Source organism: Crinalium epipsammum PCC 9333 (genome assembly GCF_000317495.1).
In the GTDB taxonomy this organism is placed as follows: Bacteria; Cyanobacteriota; Cyanobacteriia; order Cyanobacteriales; family PCC-9333; genus Crinalium; species Crinalium epipsammum.
In genome coordinates this window covers 2707918-2722352 of the sequence record NC_019753.1, presented here as the reverse complement: position 1 = coordinate 2722352, position 14435 = coordinate 2707918, and the positions used below count along the sequence as shown (strand labels likewise).

At 40.3% G+C, this 14435-nt stretch carries 16 protein-coding genes; 7 read left to right on the top strand and 9 right to left on the bottom strand.

From position 1 onward, the window contains the following. Positions 1 to 301 precede the first annotated feature (301 nt). Positions 302 to 901, top strand: a complete 600-nt coding sequence (locus tag CRI9333_RS11785; protein WP_015203395.1) for a hypothetical protein — start codon at positions 302 to 304, stop codon at positions 899 to 901. 112 nt (positions 902 to 1013) lie between these two features. On the opposite strand, the gene CRI9333_RS11780 is transcribed toward CRI9333_RS11785, so the two are convergent. The 3 genes from CRI9333_RS11780 to def all read right to left on the bottom strand — a co-directional run bounded on the left by CRI9333_RS11780 (position 1014) and on the right by def (position 3346). Further along, positions 1014 to 2378: a PrsW family glutamic-type intramembrane protease gene (locus tag CRI9333_RS11780; RefSeq protein ID WP_015203394.1), complete on the bottom strand. Its 1365-nt coding sequence runs from the start codon at positions 2376 to 2378 to the stop codon at positions 1014 to 1016. 189 nt (positions 2379 to 2567) lie between these two features. Further along, complete coding sequence (locus tag CRI9333_RS11775; RefSeq protein WP_015203393.1) at positions 2568 to 2768, bottom strand: hypothetical protein; 201 nt, start codon at positions 2766 to 2768, stop codon at positions 2568 to 2570. Between the two features lie 14 nt (positions 2769 to 2782). Further along, complete coding sequence (gene def / locus CRI9333_RS11770; RefSeq protein ID WP_015203392.1) at positions 2783 to 3346, bottom strand: peptide deformylase; 564 nt, start codon at positions 3344 to 3346, stop codon at positions 2783 to 2785. Between the two features lie 147 nt (positions 3347 to 3493). Between def and CRI9333_RS11765 the strand changes: the two genes are divergently transcribed. Then, positions 3494 to 4327 carry a DUF3598 family protein gene (locus tag CRI9333_RS11765; RefSeq protein WP_015203391.1) on the top strand — a complete coding sequence of 278 codons (834 nt, stop codon included), beginning with the start codon at positions 3494 to 3496 and terminating at the stop codon, positions 4325 to 4327. Here CRI9333_RS11765 and CRI9333_RS11760 read toward each other — a convergent pair. Continuing rightward, positions 4317 to 4967: a Uma2 family endonuclease gene (locus CRI9333_RS11760; protein WP_015203390.1), complete on the bottom strand. Its 651-nt coding sequence runs from the start codon at positions 4965 to 4967 to the stop codon at positions 4317 to 4319. The genes CRI9333_RS11765 and CRI9333_RS11760 overlap by 11 nt on opposite strands. Before the next feature lie 79 nt (positions 4968 to 5046). Between CRI9333_RS11760 and CRI9333_RS11755 the strand changes: the two genes are divergently transcribed. Both CRI9333_RS11755 and CRI9333_RS11750 read left to right on the top strand, forming a co-directional pair. Continuing rightward, positions 5047 to 5316, top strand: a complete 270-nt coding sequence (locus CRI9333_RS11755; protein ID WP_232229321.1) for a hypothetical protein — start codon at positions 5047 to 5049, stop codon at positions 5314 to 5316. 40 nt (positions 5317 to 5356) lie between these two features. Continuing rightward, positions 5357 to 5560: a type II toxin-antitoxin system RelE family toxin gene (locus tag CRI9333_RS11750; protein ID WP_015203388.1), complete on the top strand. Its 204-nt coding sequence runs from the start codon at positions 5357 to 5359 to the stop codon at positions 5558 to 5560. A gap of 73 nt (positions 5561 to 5633) precedes the next feature. On the opposite strand, the gene CRI9333_RS11745 is transcribed toward CRI9333_RS11750, so the two are convergent. The 4 genes from CRI9333_RS11745 to CRI9333_RS11730 form a co-directional block, all read right to left on the bottom strand. Further along, complete coding sequence (locus tag CRI9333_RS11745; protein WP_015203387.1) at positions 5634 to 5840, bottom strand: hypothetical protein; 207 nt, start codon at positions 5838 to 5840, stop codon at positions 5634 to 5636. Next, positions 5837 to 6181, bottom strand: coding sequence for a hypothetical protein (locus CRI9333_RS11740; protein ID WP_015203386.1), 345 nt, complete (start codon positions 6179 to 6181; stop codon positions 5837 to 5839). The genes CRI9333_RS11745 and CRI9333_RS11740 overlap by 4 nt, the downstream gene beginning before the upstream one ends. 159 nt (positions 6182 to 6340) lie before the next feature. Beyond that, positions 6341 to 7528: an AIPR family protein gene (locus CRI9333_RS11735; protein WP_015203385.1), complete on the bottom strand. Its 1188-nt coding sequence runs from the start codon at positions 7526 to 7528 to the stop codon at positions 6341 to 6343. A 166-nt stretch (positions 7529 to 7694) separates the two neighbouring features. Then, the gene (locus CRI9333_RS11730; RefSeq protein WP_015203384.1) at positions 7695 to 11687 is read right to left on the bottom strand and encodes a magnesium chelatase subunit H; all 3993 of its coding nucleotides are present in this window, start codon (positions 11685 to 11687) and stop codon (positions 7695 to 7697) included. A 312-nt stretch (positions 11688 to 11999) separates the two neighbouring features. Here CRI9333_RS11730 and CRI9333_RS11725 point away from each other — a divergent pair, with 312 nt between their 5' ends. The 3 genes from CRI9333_RS11725 to CRI9333_RS11715 are packed head-to-tail and all read left to right on the top strand — an operon-like array spanning position 12000 to position 13944. Then, positions 12000 to 12236 carry a CopG family ribbon-helix-helix protein gene (locus CRI9333_RS11725; protein WP_015203383.1) on the top strand — a complete coding sequence of 79 codons (237 nt, stop codon included), beginning with the start codon at positions 12000 to 12002 and terminating at the stop codon, positions 12234 to 12236. Continuing rightward, positions 12236 to 12574: a type II toxin-antitoxin system PemK/MazF family toxin gene (locus CRI9333_RS11720; protein WP_015203382.1), complete on the top strand. Its 339-nt coding sequence runs from the start codon at positions 12236 to 12238 to the stop codon at positions 12572 to 12574. Before CRI9333_RS11725 ends, CRI9333_RS11720 begins: the two co-directional genes overlap by 1 nt. Before the next feature lie 35 nt (positions 12575 to 12609). After that, positions 12610 to 13944, top strand: coding sequence for a lipid-A-disaccharide synthase (locus tag CRI9333_RS11715; RefSeq protein WP_015203381.1), 1335 nt, complete (start codon positions 12610 to 12612; stop codon positions 13942 to 13944). On the opposite strand, the gene CRI9333_RS11710 is transcribed toward CRI9333_RS11715, so the two are convergent. After that, complete coding sequence (locus CRI9333_RS11710; RefSeq protein WP_015203380.1) at positions 13932 to 14315, bottom strand: hypothetical protein; 384 nt, start codon at positions 14313 to 14315, stop codon at positions 13932 to 13934. The genes CRI9333_RS11715 and CRI9333_RS11710 overlap by 13 nt on opposite strands. Positions 14316 to 14435: the final 120 nt, after the last annotated feature.

The window sequence follows — 14435 nt, the reverse complement described above, 5'->3', positions numbered from 1 at the left end:
GGTGTCTAGAAGGGTTCAACTGAGATCTGGCACCAACTAACACATAGCATGAGGCAGAGCCTCAACGCATTCTTTCCTAGTTTGAACCTGGGAACGAGATTATAAGAATTTCTCTGCCGATGCTAAGATTGCAGAGAATTTAGTCACGCATATTTAAAATTATAAAAATTCCCTCTGTCCAGAGAGTGATATCTATAAAAATAAATTTCAAACGTTGCGGAACTAACTCGCGTAACAATGTAGCTAAGAATACAAAGAAATAATCAATAGTGACTATAGCAATAAACAAAGGGGTGGGACGATGAGCAACAAAGATATTTCTTCTAAATTGACTGAGGATGCTTTTTCACAAATGCAAGGTGAACTTCTAAGTTTAATTTTACAACCAGAAGATACTAATTATCCGTTGAATCCTGCCGATATAGCTTCAGAGGCATTTTTTACGGCTCTAGAACAGCAGTTTGATCTAGAGGAATGGTCAGATGAAGAGATATCTGTGCGATCGCAAGCTTTGTTTAGTTCGCTAGACTCTTGCTGGGAACAAGCCTCATCAGCTACCGCAGATACTTTAACAGCGTCTTTATTAGACAAATTTGGGGCGCGTGTACCTCAAGAGTGGTTGAGTGCGATCGCCCAAAAAGCACAAGCAGTTATTTCTTCAAATCTGTCTGTAGCAGAGAAATTAGTGCAATGCGTACAGCAGCAACTTCCTCATTGGGGAGAAGAAGATTTAATTGTCTTCTCGCGTCCTTTAGCTTATGCGATGCGTGGAGAAAATAATCCTGTTGAATCAACGCTTAATGCTATCCCAGAAATTGAGTGGTCTGAATTATCTGATATGGAACAAGTACGTTTAAGTATGGCGATCGCACGATACGCCCTTGATTCAATTAACAATTAACAATTATCAATTATCAGGTTGCTTGCCTTGTGCTTTGGTTTATGGAAAATCCCAGACATCAAAATACAGTTGTGCGGTAATTCTTCATTGTTTATTGTTAATTGTTCATTGTTCATTGAAAAAAGCGGGTAGCGAAGTTTTGCGATCGCGTCGGTGATAATTCTCTCGCCTTGAGAATTGCCGCAGCTAAAAAGGCATAAGACATTATGCCTACTAATACCAGTAATAATCCACTATAAAAACCTGTCGCGTTCCAAAGGGCGTGCATGACTGCGGCGCTTAAATAACCGATGGCTAAAATTCGCCAGCGTTGACTAGGTTTAAGTACACTTAACCCAATAAAATAGCCCAGATAGCCACTATAAGCCATGTGACCAGCAATAGATCCAATTATCCTGGGAATTAATAACTGTAAACCTGATTCTGCACCTAAAGCTTGGATAGTTTGAGGTACATATTGCCCTAATGTTTCAAAAAGTGTAAAGCCAACTGCTGAAGCTGTACCTAGTAAAATACCATCAAGTGGTTCATTAATACCAATACGTTCTCGCCAACGGTTAGGCAGTTGTTTTCCAATTAACAAAGCTAATATTACAGGCAAAGCTTTGAGCAACTCTTCCAATAAACCAGCGCCAAACAGCATCCGAATTAGCAAGCTAGGAAAGCTAACTGCTTCACCTGTATTTGGTAGATTTCCAGGCAGGATACCACGAAAAACTAGGATAAATAATGGCAGGATTGGACTTAATAAAATTAGTATAGTTGTAATAGCTGAACCAAACAGTAGCCACCAAGGTTTGCGCTTACCGCATAATTGGTAAACAAAATAGTAAGCAGCACCAGCTAGGTAAATTGCTACTAAAATTAAATTAAAGTAAGTAGCATTTGGCTGACCTACGGTAGCAAACATTAATACTACAAATATTACTGTAATGATAGCTGGTACTAAGAAAGCTTTTTTAGTTAAATCTCTGCCAGTGGAAACAATGGGAAATAACTGAGAAAAACTTACACTATTAGGCGGAAAATTATTGGAATTATTAATAGCAGGTGTTTGAGGAGTAACGGCGACAGTTTTTTGATGTGGTGTTACTGGCGGAGGTGCTGCTTGAGTTGTGGCGTATGATTGTTGATATTCAAAAAGAAATTCAGCCCCATTTAAACCTAAGATGATGCGATCGCCTGGTTGTAATTTTTGGCATCCTTGTAGGCGTTGCCCATTAATATAAGTGCCGTTAGCACTATTTAGGTCGCAAATTTCCCACGCAGATGAACCGCCATGCGGTGGTAAGGGACGAATTGCTATATGTCTGCGTGAGACAGCGCCATAATTATTATTGAGGACAATTTGGCAACTAGGTTCACGCCCAATTACTACTTCTTGATCTGAAGGTAGTGGATACAGAGGCGTTTGTACGCCCACTGTCGAATTGGGAGACAAATTTCTAATAAAAGCACTGTGAGGTTGAAATGTCATATATAGCTATCAGCTATCAGCTATCAGCTATCAGCTATCAGCTATCAGCCATCAGCTTGAAAAGCATTGAGTTTGTTTCTTAATAATAGTGCGATCGCACTATTATTTATTAGACATCTCCAAAACAGAATGTAGAGACGTTGTATACAACGTCTCTACATTGGTTGCAGGAAACTATTTACTAGCTGCTTATTGATTTGCATTAGCGTTACGGACTGCTGCATAGAAGCAAAAAGCAGATAGAGGTATACTAGCTGCCAAAATTATGCTAGTTACTAAACTGCCTAATTCCGGTTCTCCAGAAGAAAGTTCAAATACTGAACCTACGGCTGCGATCGCTGCTACACAAGAACCTAACAATAAAAAACCACTTTTTGGACTATCGATCATTATTTAGAAGCGCCTTAAGTTACTGGTTTTACAGCTTGAACTGAAAAGCCTTTCTTTTTCAATTCTTCAGTTAAAGCTAAAGCATTGTCTACACGATCAACAAATAATACACCATTCAGGTGATCCATTTCGTGTTGAATGGCGCGAGACAATAATCCTGTTGCTTTAATGGTTTTAGGGCGACCTTGTTCGTCTTTGTATGAAACTTCCACCATTTCAGGTCTAATTACATCCATGTAAACTCCAGGGATGCTGAGACAACCTTCTTGATCGGCGCACACTTCACGACTAGCGCGTTTGATGGTTGGGTTAATTAATACTAAGGGTGGCGCTGCTGGGTTATCTGGTTCGCAGTCTATGACAATTAATTGTTTGTTAACGGCTACTTGAGGCGCTGCTAGACCGATACCATCGGCACTGTACATGGTTTGCAGCATTTCTCGGACTATTTGCCGAATTTCATTATCTACGCTAGAAATACGCTTGGCGGGTTGTCGGAGGACGCGATCGCCTAAATAATGGATCTCTAAAGGAGGTTTTTCTAACTTTTGCTTTTCAACAGCAACTAGAGATGGCATGGAATTTTGACTCGCAGAGACGGCTAGATTTTAAACAGCGTTATTTTTTCATCTTAACAGTTAGCTTTATATGTAGTGCGAGCATCTTGCCTGGGTGTCACTTGCTGCGTAATTCCTGGTTTTTTTACTCAATACTAAAAATTGTTTATGCGATCACAATGGGAATCCTTATTACAAAATCTTGGTGAGTGGCAAGGTTCATTTACCCAAGTATCGCCACAGGGCGCTGTCTTAGAAGATACGACTACAATTGTCTCTCTTGAAGGAATTAACGATAACCAAACAGTTCGTCAAACTCTCCGGTTTTTCCGTGCTGGTGGTGTCGATGAGAAGGTTTTAGAATACAGTTCCCTCGGAAGAGGGGTGATGTTTTTTGAAAATGGCGCTTTTTCTCAAGGTTCAACTCAGTGGGGACCCTTTTCTGAATTTGGGGCAGAATTTGGGTTAATTCATGGCGATCGGCGTTTGCGTTTCGTGCAGCTATTTAATCGTGAGAGTAAACCCGATAAATTTACGTTAATTAGAGAAAAGTTAGCTGGTACAGACGCACCGGAAAATCCACAACTGACTGTAGAGCAACTGTTGGGAGACTGGCAGGGGGAAGTAGTAACAATATATCCCGATTGGCGATCGCCTGATACTTATCCCATGTCACTTAAATTACATCTTGATAATAGCGATCGCTTAGTACAGCAGTTAAATTTTGGTAAAGGTGAATCATCTCGCACAATAGCTTCTAGCGCCAGAATAGATGGCAATATTCTCCACTTCGATCAAAGTTCTCAACCTGTGCAAGTTTTATTGCTACCAGATGGCGGGTCTGCTAATTTTCCATTAGAAATGAAGCCACGCCAACCCTTCTTTTTAGAAGTTGGTTGGTTAATTCAACCATATTTACGCCAGCGTATGATTCGGAGTTATAACGATAAAGGAGAATGGGTTAGTCTGAGCTTAGTTACAGAACATAAAATTATTGGATAATTGAACGTACCCATAATCGAAACTCTCGCATTCTGGCATTTTCGCCTTTTTCAGAGTCAGGCTGCATAAATCTAGCTAATTCTTTGATGGAAAATGATGCAAATGCCAAACTTTTTTTAGATTCAATATATCCTGTATTTGTCAAAATATTTATAATTAAATTTTCATTCTTCCATCGCCAAATTTCTGGCACTTTTAATTCAAAATAAACCTGCATCTTATCAATTGATGAATGGGTAGTATCAATTTCAATTGCTAAATCAGGAGGCGGATCAACTGTAAGATCTATCTTTAATTTACCGCGCATCAATGGCTCATTTTGAATGTAAAAGCATTCATCAGCTTCTTTGCCAACTGCTTGGGGTTGCGATCGCCATGTTGTCGATTTCAAACCCATAATTTCCATGCCCAATTCTTCTGATAAAGCTACTATTAACCTGCCAAGAGTCCAACTATATCTTTCATGTTCAGGCAGTGGTGTCATCAGTTCTAAAGTTCCTTTATAGTAAGTCATGCGCGGTACTGAATGTTCCGCAAAGACTTCTAGAAGCTGCTCGTACATTTCCCAACTAATGTTATATAACACTAGATAAGAATTGTTAACTGGGGGTGAGCCTGCTGTTACGGTTTGAGCCACCATAATTTGGAAATTCCTCTGGAAGAGGTAAAAGGCAAGCAAGATATTTACTATATTATTAGTATATTTGTCAATTTAATCTATGGCTACTTACAACGAGGTATATATGCCTACTTATAACGAGGTATTGAATCAAGTTCAAAGCCTTCCGTCTAAAGATCAAATTAGATTATTAGAAGAATTGAAAAAGATTGTTTATCATCCTGTCGAAGTTGAAGGAGATGATGAGGTAATTTCGGTAGAAGAAATAGCAGAAAGTGAAGCAGCTTTGCAAGATTATTTAGCAGGCAGAGATTCAGGAATATCTTCAAAAGAACTTAAATCAAAGCTATTTGGAGACAAAATTGGCTGACTACATTCTCTTGAAACCTGCACAACGCTATTTAGAGTGAATGCAACCAGATGACCAAGTGCGTATTATCAATGCTTTAGATACCTTAGTTAAAGATTTTACAGGACTTGATATTAAATCTTTAAAAGGTCGCCCTGAGTTACGATTGCGTGTTGGTAAATATCGGGTGTTGTTTATTGAGGATAAAGACAATCAGTTATATGTAATCGCAGCTATTGGTTCTCGCGGGGATGTTTATAAATAGGAGCGATCGCGCAACGCAACCTATCAGGGAATTTAATGTTGGGTTTCCTTGCGTCAACCCAACCTACATAGCTTTATATTTCTGATTTGATATTTAATAAATGCTTTGCCTTATTTAAACGATAAGAATACATTGGTGAAGACCGGATTTGCTGGTCTAGTTGAGCAATTAAATCATCTAAAATAGATATACCAGCGTCAGCACGTTGGCAAACTTCTTTGATTTTTGCGGATGTTTGCTTAACTTGTTCTAAGTTAGGAAGGGGTTGATTTTGTGTCATGGTAAGTTAAAATTCCTTTTTTCTTCGCGGATAGATGCTTCGGCTGCATCTATTATGGCTTGTGCTTCAGCTATAGATCTATTTAGTAACTCAAGAATAGCCCTGTCAGCAATGGGTTGAGATTCTGCAATCCTACCAAGTAAGGTATTAAACCTAGAATAGTAGGTGTATGCCTTTTCTCTAATATTATCAAAGTCTTCTAGAGCTATAAGAGTTGTTTCAGTCTCGCCATAGTTTTGAAAAATTGTAAATCCTGTGGCTGTTGCTTGATGAATGATAGCTAAAAGCCGTCTTTGCAATTCTAAAACTGTTGTGATTATATCTTCAGGGATTAAAGCCATTCGTGCTGTTTAGAAAAAGCGATTACCTAGAGCTAAAAAAATAGTTTTTCCTGCTTCATAAATTTATGCAAGAAGATTGTATAAAAGCAGAAGTGATCGCATCGTTATTATGTTTGTATTTAATAAAATGCAATCGCTCTGCCTTCAATCAAATGTGGCTTAAATCTGGATGAATTGTAGAGCTACCATATTTGTTAAAGTTGACCAAGTAGATTTTGAACGCGCAAAAGCAGAGGCGCTACTACGTCCTTCACTTTTGTAGGTATCCCACAAGCGATCAACCAGTTTAGCTCCCCATTCTTCCCACAATTCTTCTACTGGTTTAATCCAGTTTCCGTCCTTAATAAATACTCGAAATGCGGCAAGTACAGGCATATAAAAAATGTCACCGATAGTTAGTTGACTGACATAGCCTGTGATCAATTTCATTTGTTTCTGTGAACACCCGCTAACTTTGGCAATGACAATCTTTTTGCCGCTTGCTCCTGTTCCGTTAACCTGTTCATGCTGTTTGATAATCTGTTCTTCTAACCACAGAATATCTTTTAGTAATGGAATAACTTTCTTATACTTTTCCTCATCCCACTCTTGAACTAAAGTACCGCGTGATTGATAAGCCTTGATAGGATGTTTATCTTGGCGAAAATCGAATAATTCGTTATTTAGTAGTGCTAAACGGCGAACTATGTCAGTTACATCATACTCAGCTTTTCCATCGAATTCCCCATCTTCATTAGGTTTAAAAATCACATTGCGCCGATATTCATCAGGTAAAGCTGTCTCTATCGGCTTCCAAATGTGATCTAAATTCTTTAATGCGTAAACAGGGACTGATAAGCTAAGGTTACGAGCATAACTTATTTGAGAAATTTCACTTTCTTCAATTCCCACTGCTACAGAAAGTTGTACATAAGCTTTTGAAATCTTAGGATATGATTCTTTTAGTTTATGCTGCCCATGCAAAGCGTGCATTAGAGCTTTGTAAGTGTGTCCTCCATTAATTACACCATGACCAAGAAAATCACCTTCATCTTCCGTAGTAGGTACTTCAAGTTCTAGCTCAACTTTGAATTCTCCCCCGTCCATTCTCTTTGGTGCTGAGATTTTATTAGCAATTAGCATAATTCCACTGTTGAACAGGATGAATTTTTCAGGCTCCTTGTTCAGAGTTTTGAGCATTGCTTTAGCTGGCTTTGCACTTAAACTGGCATTGCGTGCATTTGGTCCGTATGGTAATTCTTGGGGAATCTCTGGTGCGGAGACAGTAAGATTCCAAATTTCTGTGCTGCCTTCAACGTAGCTACGGCAAGCATTCTTAGCTGAAAAAGCTAACTCTAATGTCTTCATATTTTTCCTGTTTTGTTTTTGTTCGACAGAACGACGGGTTCAACAGAACCTCTGTAAAGAGTAGCACAAAGAAAATGAATTTGGTTTGGCTGTCTTAGCAAATCGAAAAATTTAGGCTTTAAATAGAGACAAGGAGCGCCTCTATTTAAAGCCTACTTATTGTGTATTACTCAATTCCTTCGATTCTGTCCTCAACCTCTTGATACAACTCGCGCAAACGATCTAAATTATCCTCGCTAGTCTCCCAATAACCGCGCCCATTCACTTCCAACAAAGTTGATACCATCTTGCGGAAAGAATTGGGATTGAGATTCATCAATCGCTTACACATTTCCTCATCTTTGATAAAGGTGCTATTCGCATCTTCATACACCCAGTTATCAACAGCGCCAGCAGTTGCACTCCAACCCATAGTATTAACTAAACGCTTTGAAAGTTCGCGCACACCTTCATAACCATGACTTAACATTCCCTCGTACCACTTAGGATTAAGTAACTTGGTACGGGCATCTAAACGCACGGTTTCTGATAAGGTACGAACTTGAGCGTTAGCGGTAGTAGTGTCAGCAATATAAGATGCTGGTTTTTTACCGTCACCCCGTAAAGTTTCAACAATTTTTGTGGGGTCGGAGTCGAAATAGTGAGAAACGTCGGTTAAGCTGATTTCGGAAGAATCTAAGTTTTGGAATGTAGCATCAGCCGTTTTTAATGCTGATTCAAATATCTTCCGTGATTCTCCCATCATGCCTGGATTATCTGCACTAAAGGCAAAAGATTTGCGATTTAAGTACATTTCCTGTAACTCAGATTCGCTTTCCCAACTGCTGTTTTCTACTGCTAGGTTGATGTTAGAAGAATAAGAACCGGAAGCATTAGAGAACACGCGAGTTGCAGCTTGACGCAGGTTAATACCCATTTCTTCTGCTTGCAGCAATGCGTGTTTGCGGATGAAGTTCATTTCTAAGGGTTCATCCGCTTCTGCTGCCATTTTCACACCTTGGTCAAGCAAGTTCATTTGGTTGATGAACAAGTCGCGGAATACACCTGAACAGTTAATTACAACATCAATGCGAGGACGACCTAATTCTTCTAAGGGAATTAGGTGTAATTTGTTCACCCGTCCTAATGCGTCTGGTACTGGTTTTACACCAATCATCCACATGATTTGGGCGAGAGATTCACCGTAAGTTTTGATGTTGTCTGTTCCCCAAAGTACACAGGCGATAGTTTCAGGCCAGTTGCCGCCATTATCCAGTTTTTGACGCGCTAATAGTCGGTCTACAACTATTTTGGCGGATTTAACTGCTGCTTCGGTGGGGATAGATTGGGGGTCGAGGGCGTGCATATTCTTACCTGTAGGTAAGACATCAGGGTTACGGATGGGGTCGCCTCCTGGCCCTGGTAGAATATATTCGCCTTCTAATCCTCGCAGTAATGCGCCAAGTTCGTTATCTGCACAAACTTGTTTGAGGCAAAATTCCAGATATTCAAATAGCGGTTTAATCGCTTCTGGGTCAACTTTGGGATAACCTGCTTGATGTAATGCTTCAATCCAAGGTTCCTTTTTACCCATGTTGAAAAAGTTCAACTTGGAAACTAAGGAAACACGCCCATCCGCGTCGGTTTGTTCTTTGACTAAAGCAGCAACAGCAGCGCGACAAGCGAGGGTAATGTCTTGGAGAAGTTGGACATCTTCTAATACGCCGCGATCGCTTCCTTGATATACTTCGTCAATATTACGCCCTAAACTATTGGCGATGATGCGGGAAAGACTGAGAATATTTTCTTCTTCTCGATCTAGATTAGCAATGTTGACGAGAGTTGCGATCGCTTCCTCAGCAGTTGGCGGTTTACCAATTACGTGCAACCCACAAGGTAACAACCGCGATTCAATCTCCATTAACTTGCGGTACACATTGCCAACGATGGTATCCCGTTCCTCACTATCCATATCCTTCGCGTCGGTTTCTGGCAGGTTAATATCCTTATCCAGATTCACTATCCGACACTTATCCATGATGGTGTTAACAATGGGGATACCACGTCCGGTATCTTTCAAGGTTTGATAAGAAGCAATTAACTCGCTGAGTTCTTTTAACCCCTTATACAACCCAGCATTTTCAGCAGGTGGAGTTAAATAGGAGATGGTTGTTGCATAACTGCGACGTTTAGCAATTGTCGCTTCACTGGGGTTATTTGCTGCGTAGTAATAAAGATTGGGAATTGAACCAATTAAGTTATCTGGATAACACTCTCCAGACATCCCCATTTGCTTACCAGGCATGAATTCCAAAGAACCGTGTGTGCCGAAATGTAGCACAGCATCAGCTTTCCAAATTCTTTCTAAATATGTGTAGTAAGCTGCAAAACCGTGATGGGGACTCGCAGAACGAGAGAATAACAACCGCATCGGGTCGCCTTCATAACCAAATGTTGGCTGAACGCCGATAAAGACATTCCCGAATTGCTTACCATAAACTAGCAGGTTTTGTCCATCGCTGTTGAGATTTCCAGGCGGTGGCCCCCAGTTTTCTTCTAAACGCTGCGAATAAGGTGTCAGTTCTTCATATTCTGGTACTGACATCCGGTAAGCTACGTTTAATTCTGGGCTGCTATATTGTGCTTGCGCGTCATGGATGACTTGTTCCATCAATTCTTTGGATGACGCGGGTAAGTTTTGCACGTCATAACCGTTGTGTTGCAATGCTTGCATTGCTTCATAGATGGAACCAAATACATCTAAGTAAGCAGCCGTACCAACATTACCTTTATCTGGAGGGAAGCTAAAAACGGTAATGGCAATTTTTTTATCTAATTTTGGTTTGCGGCGTAGTGTTGCCCATTTTAAGGCGCGTTGAGCGACAGATTCGATCCGGTCTTGAAGTGCGATCGCTTTTCCAGTAGCGCCATCTCTTCCAGATAAAATAATCGGCTCAATTGCCCCATCTAATTCAGGAATCGCAATTTGTAATGCTACTTGAATTGGGTGCAATCCTAAATCACTCTCCTGCCATTCTTCCGTAGTTTGGAATACCAAAGGCAGGGCAACCATGTAAGGACGATTTAAGCGTTTTAAAGAGTCGATCGCTTTCGGATGATCTTGTCTAGCAGGGCCACCTACTAAGGCAAATCCAGTTAAAGATACAACTGTATCTACAATAGCGGTTTGTCCCTTAGAAAGTGGATCGTAGAAATAAACATCAATGGGTTTGGAGAAGTCTAAACCACCTGCAAACACAGGTATTACCCGTGCGCCCATCGCTTCCATTTCTTGCACGATCGCCACATAGTGAGCATCATCACCTGTAACTAGGTGGGTGCGTTGCAATACTAAACCGATGCAAGGCGCAAGAGGATCTTTTAAATCTTCTGGAATATCTTTACGGCTGTTGTACCAGTTGAAATATTCTTTAGCATCCTCATACATTTGAGGCGCTAAAGGATGCCAGATGCCCATATCTGGGTAAGTTACGGGTTCATTGTATTTGAGAGCCGCGAAATTTCGCATCTCTCCACCTTTGAAAACATATTTATCTGCCAGCATCAGCAGGAAGTTTTCGAGGTTTTCAGAGGAACCACCCAACCAATATTGGAAACTTAGCATGAAGTTTCTGGCATCCTGCGCTTTGTCCATTGGGAGGTATTTCAGGACTTTAGGCAGGGTTTGCAACAGCTTCAGCATTCCGTCTTGGAAGCCAGCACCAGATTTTTCCTTGCGCTTCCGCATGAATTGAGCGATCGCACTCTTAGATTGCCCTAATTGTGCCATTGAGAAGCTACCCATCTTATTCAGGCGCATCACCTCTGGCATAGAGGGGAAGACGACTGCAACATCAAGGCGATCGCGGTGGGGTTCTACTGCTGCTACAACCTTTTCAGCTAAGTCTTCAATAAAAATTAGTGAAGCTATGAATATATTGGCTTTTTCTACATCCCGCTTTAAATCTGCATAATTTTCAGGATCTCTAAGTTCTTCTAGCAGATAGCCACTAATTTCAATAGCCATCTGTGGGTGGTTCTTATTAATTGAGCGAACGGCTGCTGAGAGGGCGCTCTGGTACTGCGGCTCTAGCACGACATAGACCACCTTAAGTAACGATCTGCCCCTAATATCATCTGGGGCTATGTGGCGAATGGTGGACTTGACGTGAGTGAACATACGGTGTTGCTCCTTCGATGGTTCTCTTGGTGCAAGGATCAGTTAGCGTCATTAATTGGGGACGCATCAGTTGTTTTACCAAAAAATGCTGTCCTGATGGGGCTTTTGGCGCTTATCTGACACAATTTGATATAAAAAATGATACCTTTATTTACGTTTCTTTACATAAATAATAGTAAAGCTAGGAATTAATTTACAATTATTTACATATTTTCAATTAAAGGTTATTGCCAAAAATACAAAAATATGATCAAAAATGGTATAAACATAGTATAACTAAGGTTGGCTATAACTATATTGAGGAGCCAGTGAGTGAAAACTGCTATTTCTCTGCCAGATGCAATTTTTGAAGAAGCTGATGCAGTTGCTAAACGATTAGGAATGTCTCGAAGCGAACTTTACACTGAAGCATTAAAAGTATATTTGCAGCGTTATAACCGAGAGCAGATTTTATTCAAGCTAAATGAGGTTTACCCTCAAGAATCTTCCAAGTTAGATCCTGTAATGTCAAAGATGCAGTTTATGTCTCTACAGCGTGAGGATTGGTAGTGTATCGTGGAGAGATTTGGTGGGCAGATTTACCTGATCCAATTGGTTCAGAACCAGGCTATCGTAGACCTGTACTGATTATACAGGATGATACATTTATCCAAAGTCGTATCAGGACGGTGATTGTTGTAGTTATCACCTCCAATATTGAACTTGCAAATGCACCTGGAAACGTTTTGTTATCCTCTCAAACAAGTGGTTTACCTAGAGATTCCGTTGTAAATGTTTCACAAATACTTACTGTAGATAAGTCATTTTTGACTGAGCGTATTAGTTCGTTACCAGTGAGTTTGCAAGAAGAAGTAGATGCAGGTTTGCGAACAGTTTTGTATCTTTAAACTTTTAATAATTTATAAGTTAAAAACAATTAAATGTGTTAGAGCAAGCAGTTGATATTTTAATTCTCTCAAATGGCCCTGGAGAGTTGGCGACTTGGGTGCGACCTGTAGTTAAAGCTTTGCGGCAACAGTTGGGTATTGAGCAATCGCATATACGCATTTCAGTAGTTTTATCACCTTGTCCAAATGCAAGTGGTAAAGAAGTAGCGATCGCACAAAGTTATCCAGAAGTAGATCGAGTTCAAGGCGCAGAGGATTTTTTGCCGTTTTTATTGTCGGGTAAAACAGCAGAAAATTGGGACTGGCGCGATCGCGGTGTAGTTTTATTTTTAGGTGGCGATCAGTTTTTTCCTGTTGTAATTGGTAAGCGTCTTGGTTATCGCACTGTGATTTATGCGGAATGGGAGGCGCGTTGGTATCGCTGGGTTGATCGCTTTGGGGTGATGAAACCGGAAGTAGTTGCGCGTGTACCCCAGAAATATGCCCACAAATTTACGGTTGTCGGGGATTTGATGGCAGATGTAGGTACTGGTGACTGGGGACTAGAGACTGGGGAAAATATAACCAATTCCCAATCACCAATCACCAATCACCAATCACCAGAATTAATTGGATTGTTGCCTGGGTCGAAAGCTGCTAAGTTGGCTCAGGGTGTGCCTTTGTGTTTGGCGATCGCACAACACATTCACAATATTAGACCCCAAACTAAGTTTGTAATTCCTGTTGCACCAACTTTAGATATACAAACTTTAGCTAGTTTTGCCAATCTTCAACAAAATCCTGTAATTAAATTAGTCAATGGGGCAACGGCAGAATTAATTATTCCTGATATTAATAATGAAAAACCGTATTTAAAAACCTCTACTGGTTTACAAGTAGAACTCTGGACTGATTTCCCTGCTTATGATTTATTATCTCAGTGTTGCCTTTGTATAACTACAGTTGGAGCTAATACGGCTGAATTAGGCTCTTTAGCTGTACCAATGATTGTGTTACTACCTACACAACAAATTGAGGCGATGCGTGCTTGGGATGGCTTACCAGGTTTATTAGTGAATTTACCAGGAGTTGGAACACCTTTAGCAAAAATAATTAACCGGATAATTTTACAGTACTTACCAGGTAAAAATTTTGCATGGCCCAATATTTGGGCTAAAGAACAAATAGTTCCAGAATTATTAGGGAAACTTCAGTCTCAAGAAGTTGCTCTGTTTGCTTTGGATTTACTTAACCATCCAGACAAATTGCAAGAAATGCGATCGCGTTTGCGTCAGGTTCGAGGTCAAGCAGGAGCATCACAAAAGTTAGCTAACATTGTCGCTGAAGAAGTTTTAAACTTGCAATCAATCTCAAATCATCATGAAGACTGACCGTCCCGACGACCTAACTCATACACACCACCAATAACACAAGCAAGTATTCCGATACTGATAGCCCAACTACGACCTAATCCAATTTCTACGCCGTAATTGCACAATAATCCAATGCCTAGAAATGGCACGATACTAAACAGGGATGCGTAAAAAGCATTTTGTGATTCCCTAGCTTTACGGGTGCGTTCAAATTCCTTTTCAGAAGTATAGAGCGATCGCTCGGCAAAGTTAAACCATTGCTGTAACTTTTCCATTACCCACTCACTAACTGGAAAAAAGCCTAAATATAAAGCTATAGACCACAAACCAATACCAGATAGCTGTGTAGCATCCAAAGCAAATTGAAACGGGAAAATTTCAGTCAGCATGGCTTAAGGAACAACTTTGAGCAGTCGCTCAGAAAAATATGACTGAATTTTAACAGAATCGCGGATCAATCTCTTTGCTTAATTACTTAACTTCTGAGCTAGAAATTCTGTAGTAAGGTA

Excerpts from the sequence above, each read along its gene's own strand:
- CRI9333_RS11745 (WP_015203387.1), bottom strand. The coding sequence starts at position 5,840 with ATGACACAAAATCAACCCCTTCCTAACTTAGAACAAGTTAAGCAAACA.
- CRI9333_RS11710 (WP_015203380.1), bottom strand. The coding sequence starts at position 14,315 with ATGCTGACTGAAATTTTCCCGTTTCAATTTGCTTTGGATGCTACACAG.
- CRI9333_RS11750 (WP_015203388.1), top strand. The coding sequence starts at position 5,357 with ATGCAACCAGATGACCAAGTGCGTATTATCAATGCTTTAGATACCTTA.
- CRI9333_RS11780 (WP_015203394.1), bottom strand. The coding sequence starts at position 2,378 with ATGACATTTCAACCTCACAGTGCTTTTATTAGAAATTTGTCTCCCAAT.
- CRI9333_RS11785 (WP_015203395.1), top strand. The coding sequence starts at position 302 with ATGAGCAACAAAGATATTTCTTCTAAATTGACTGAGGATGCTTTTTCA.
- def (WP_015203392.1), bottom strand. The coding sequence starts at position 3,346 with ATGCCATCTCTAGTTGCTGTTGAAAAGCAAAAGTTAGAAAAACCTCCT.
- CRI9333_RS11740 (WP_015203386.1), bottom strand. The coding sequence starts at position 6,181 with ATGGCTTTAATCCCTGAAGATATAATCACAACAGTTTTAGAATTGCAA.
- CRI9333_RS11775 (WP_015203393.1), bottom strand. The coding sequence starts at position 2,768 with ATGATCGATAGTCCAAAAAGTGGTTTTTTATTGTTAGGTTCTTGTGTA.
- CRI9333_RS11760 (WP_015203390.1), bottom strand. The coding sequence starts at position 4,967 with ATGGTGGCTCAAACCGTAACAGCAGGCTCACCCCCAGTTAACAATTCT.
- CRI9333_RS11730 (WP_015203384.1), bottom strand. The coding sequence starts at position 11,687 with ATGTTCACTCACGTCAAGTCCACCATTCGCCACATAGCCCCAGATGAT.
- CRI9333_RS11765 (WP_015203391.1), top strand. The coding sequence starts at position 3,494 with ATGCGATCACAATGGGAATCCTTATTACAAAATCTTGGTGAGTGGCAA.
- CRI9333_RS11735 (WP_015203385.1), bottom strand. The coding sequence starts at position 7,528 with ATGAAGACATTAGAGTTAGCTTTTTCAGCTAAGAATGCTTGCCGTAGC.
- CRI9333_RS11755 (WP_232229321.1), top strand. The coding sequence starts at position 5,047 with ATGGCTACTTACAACGAGGTATATATGCCTACTTATAACGAGGTATTG.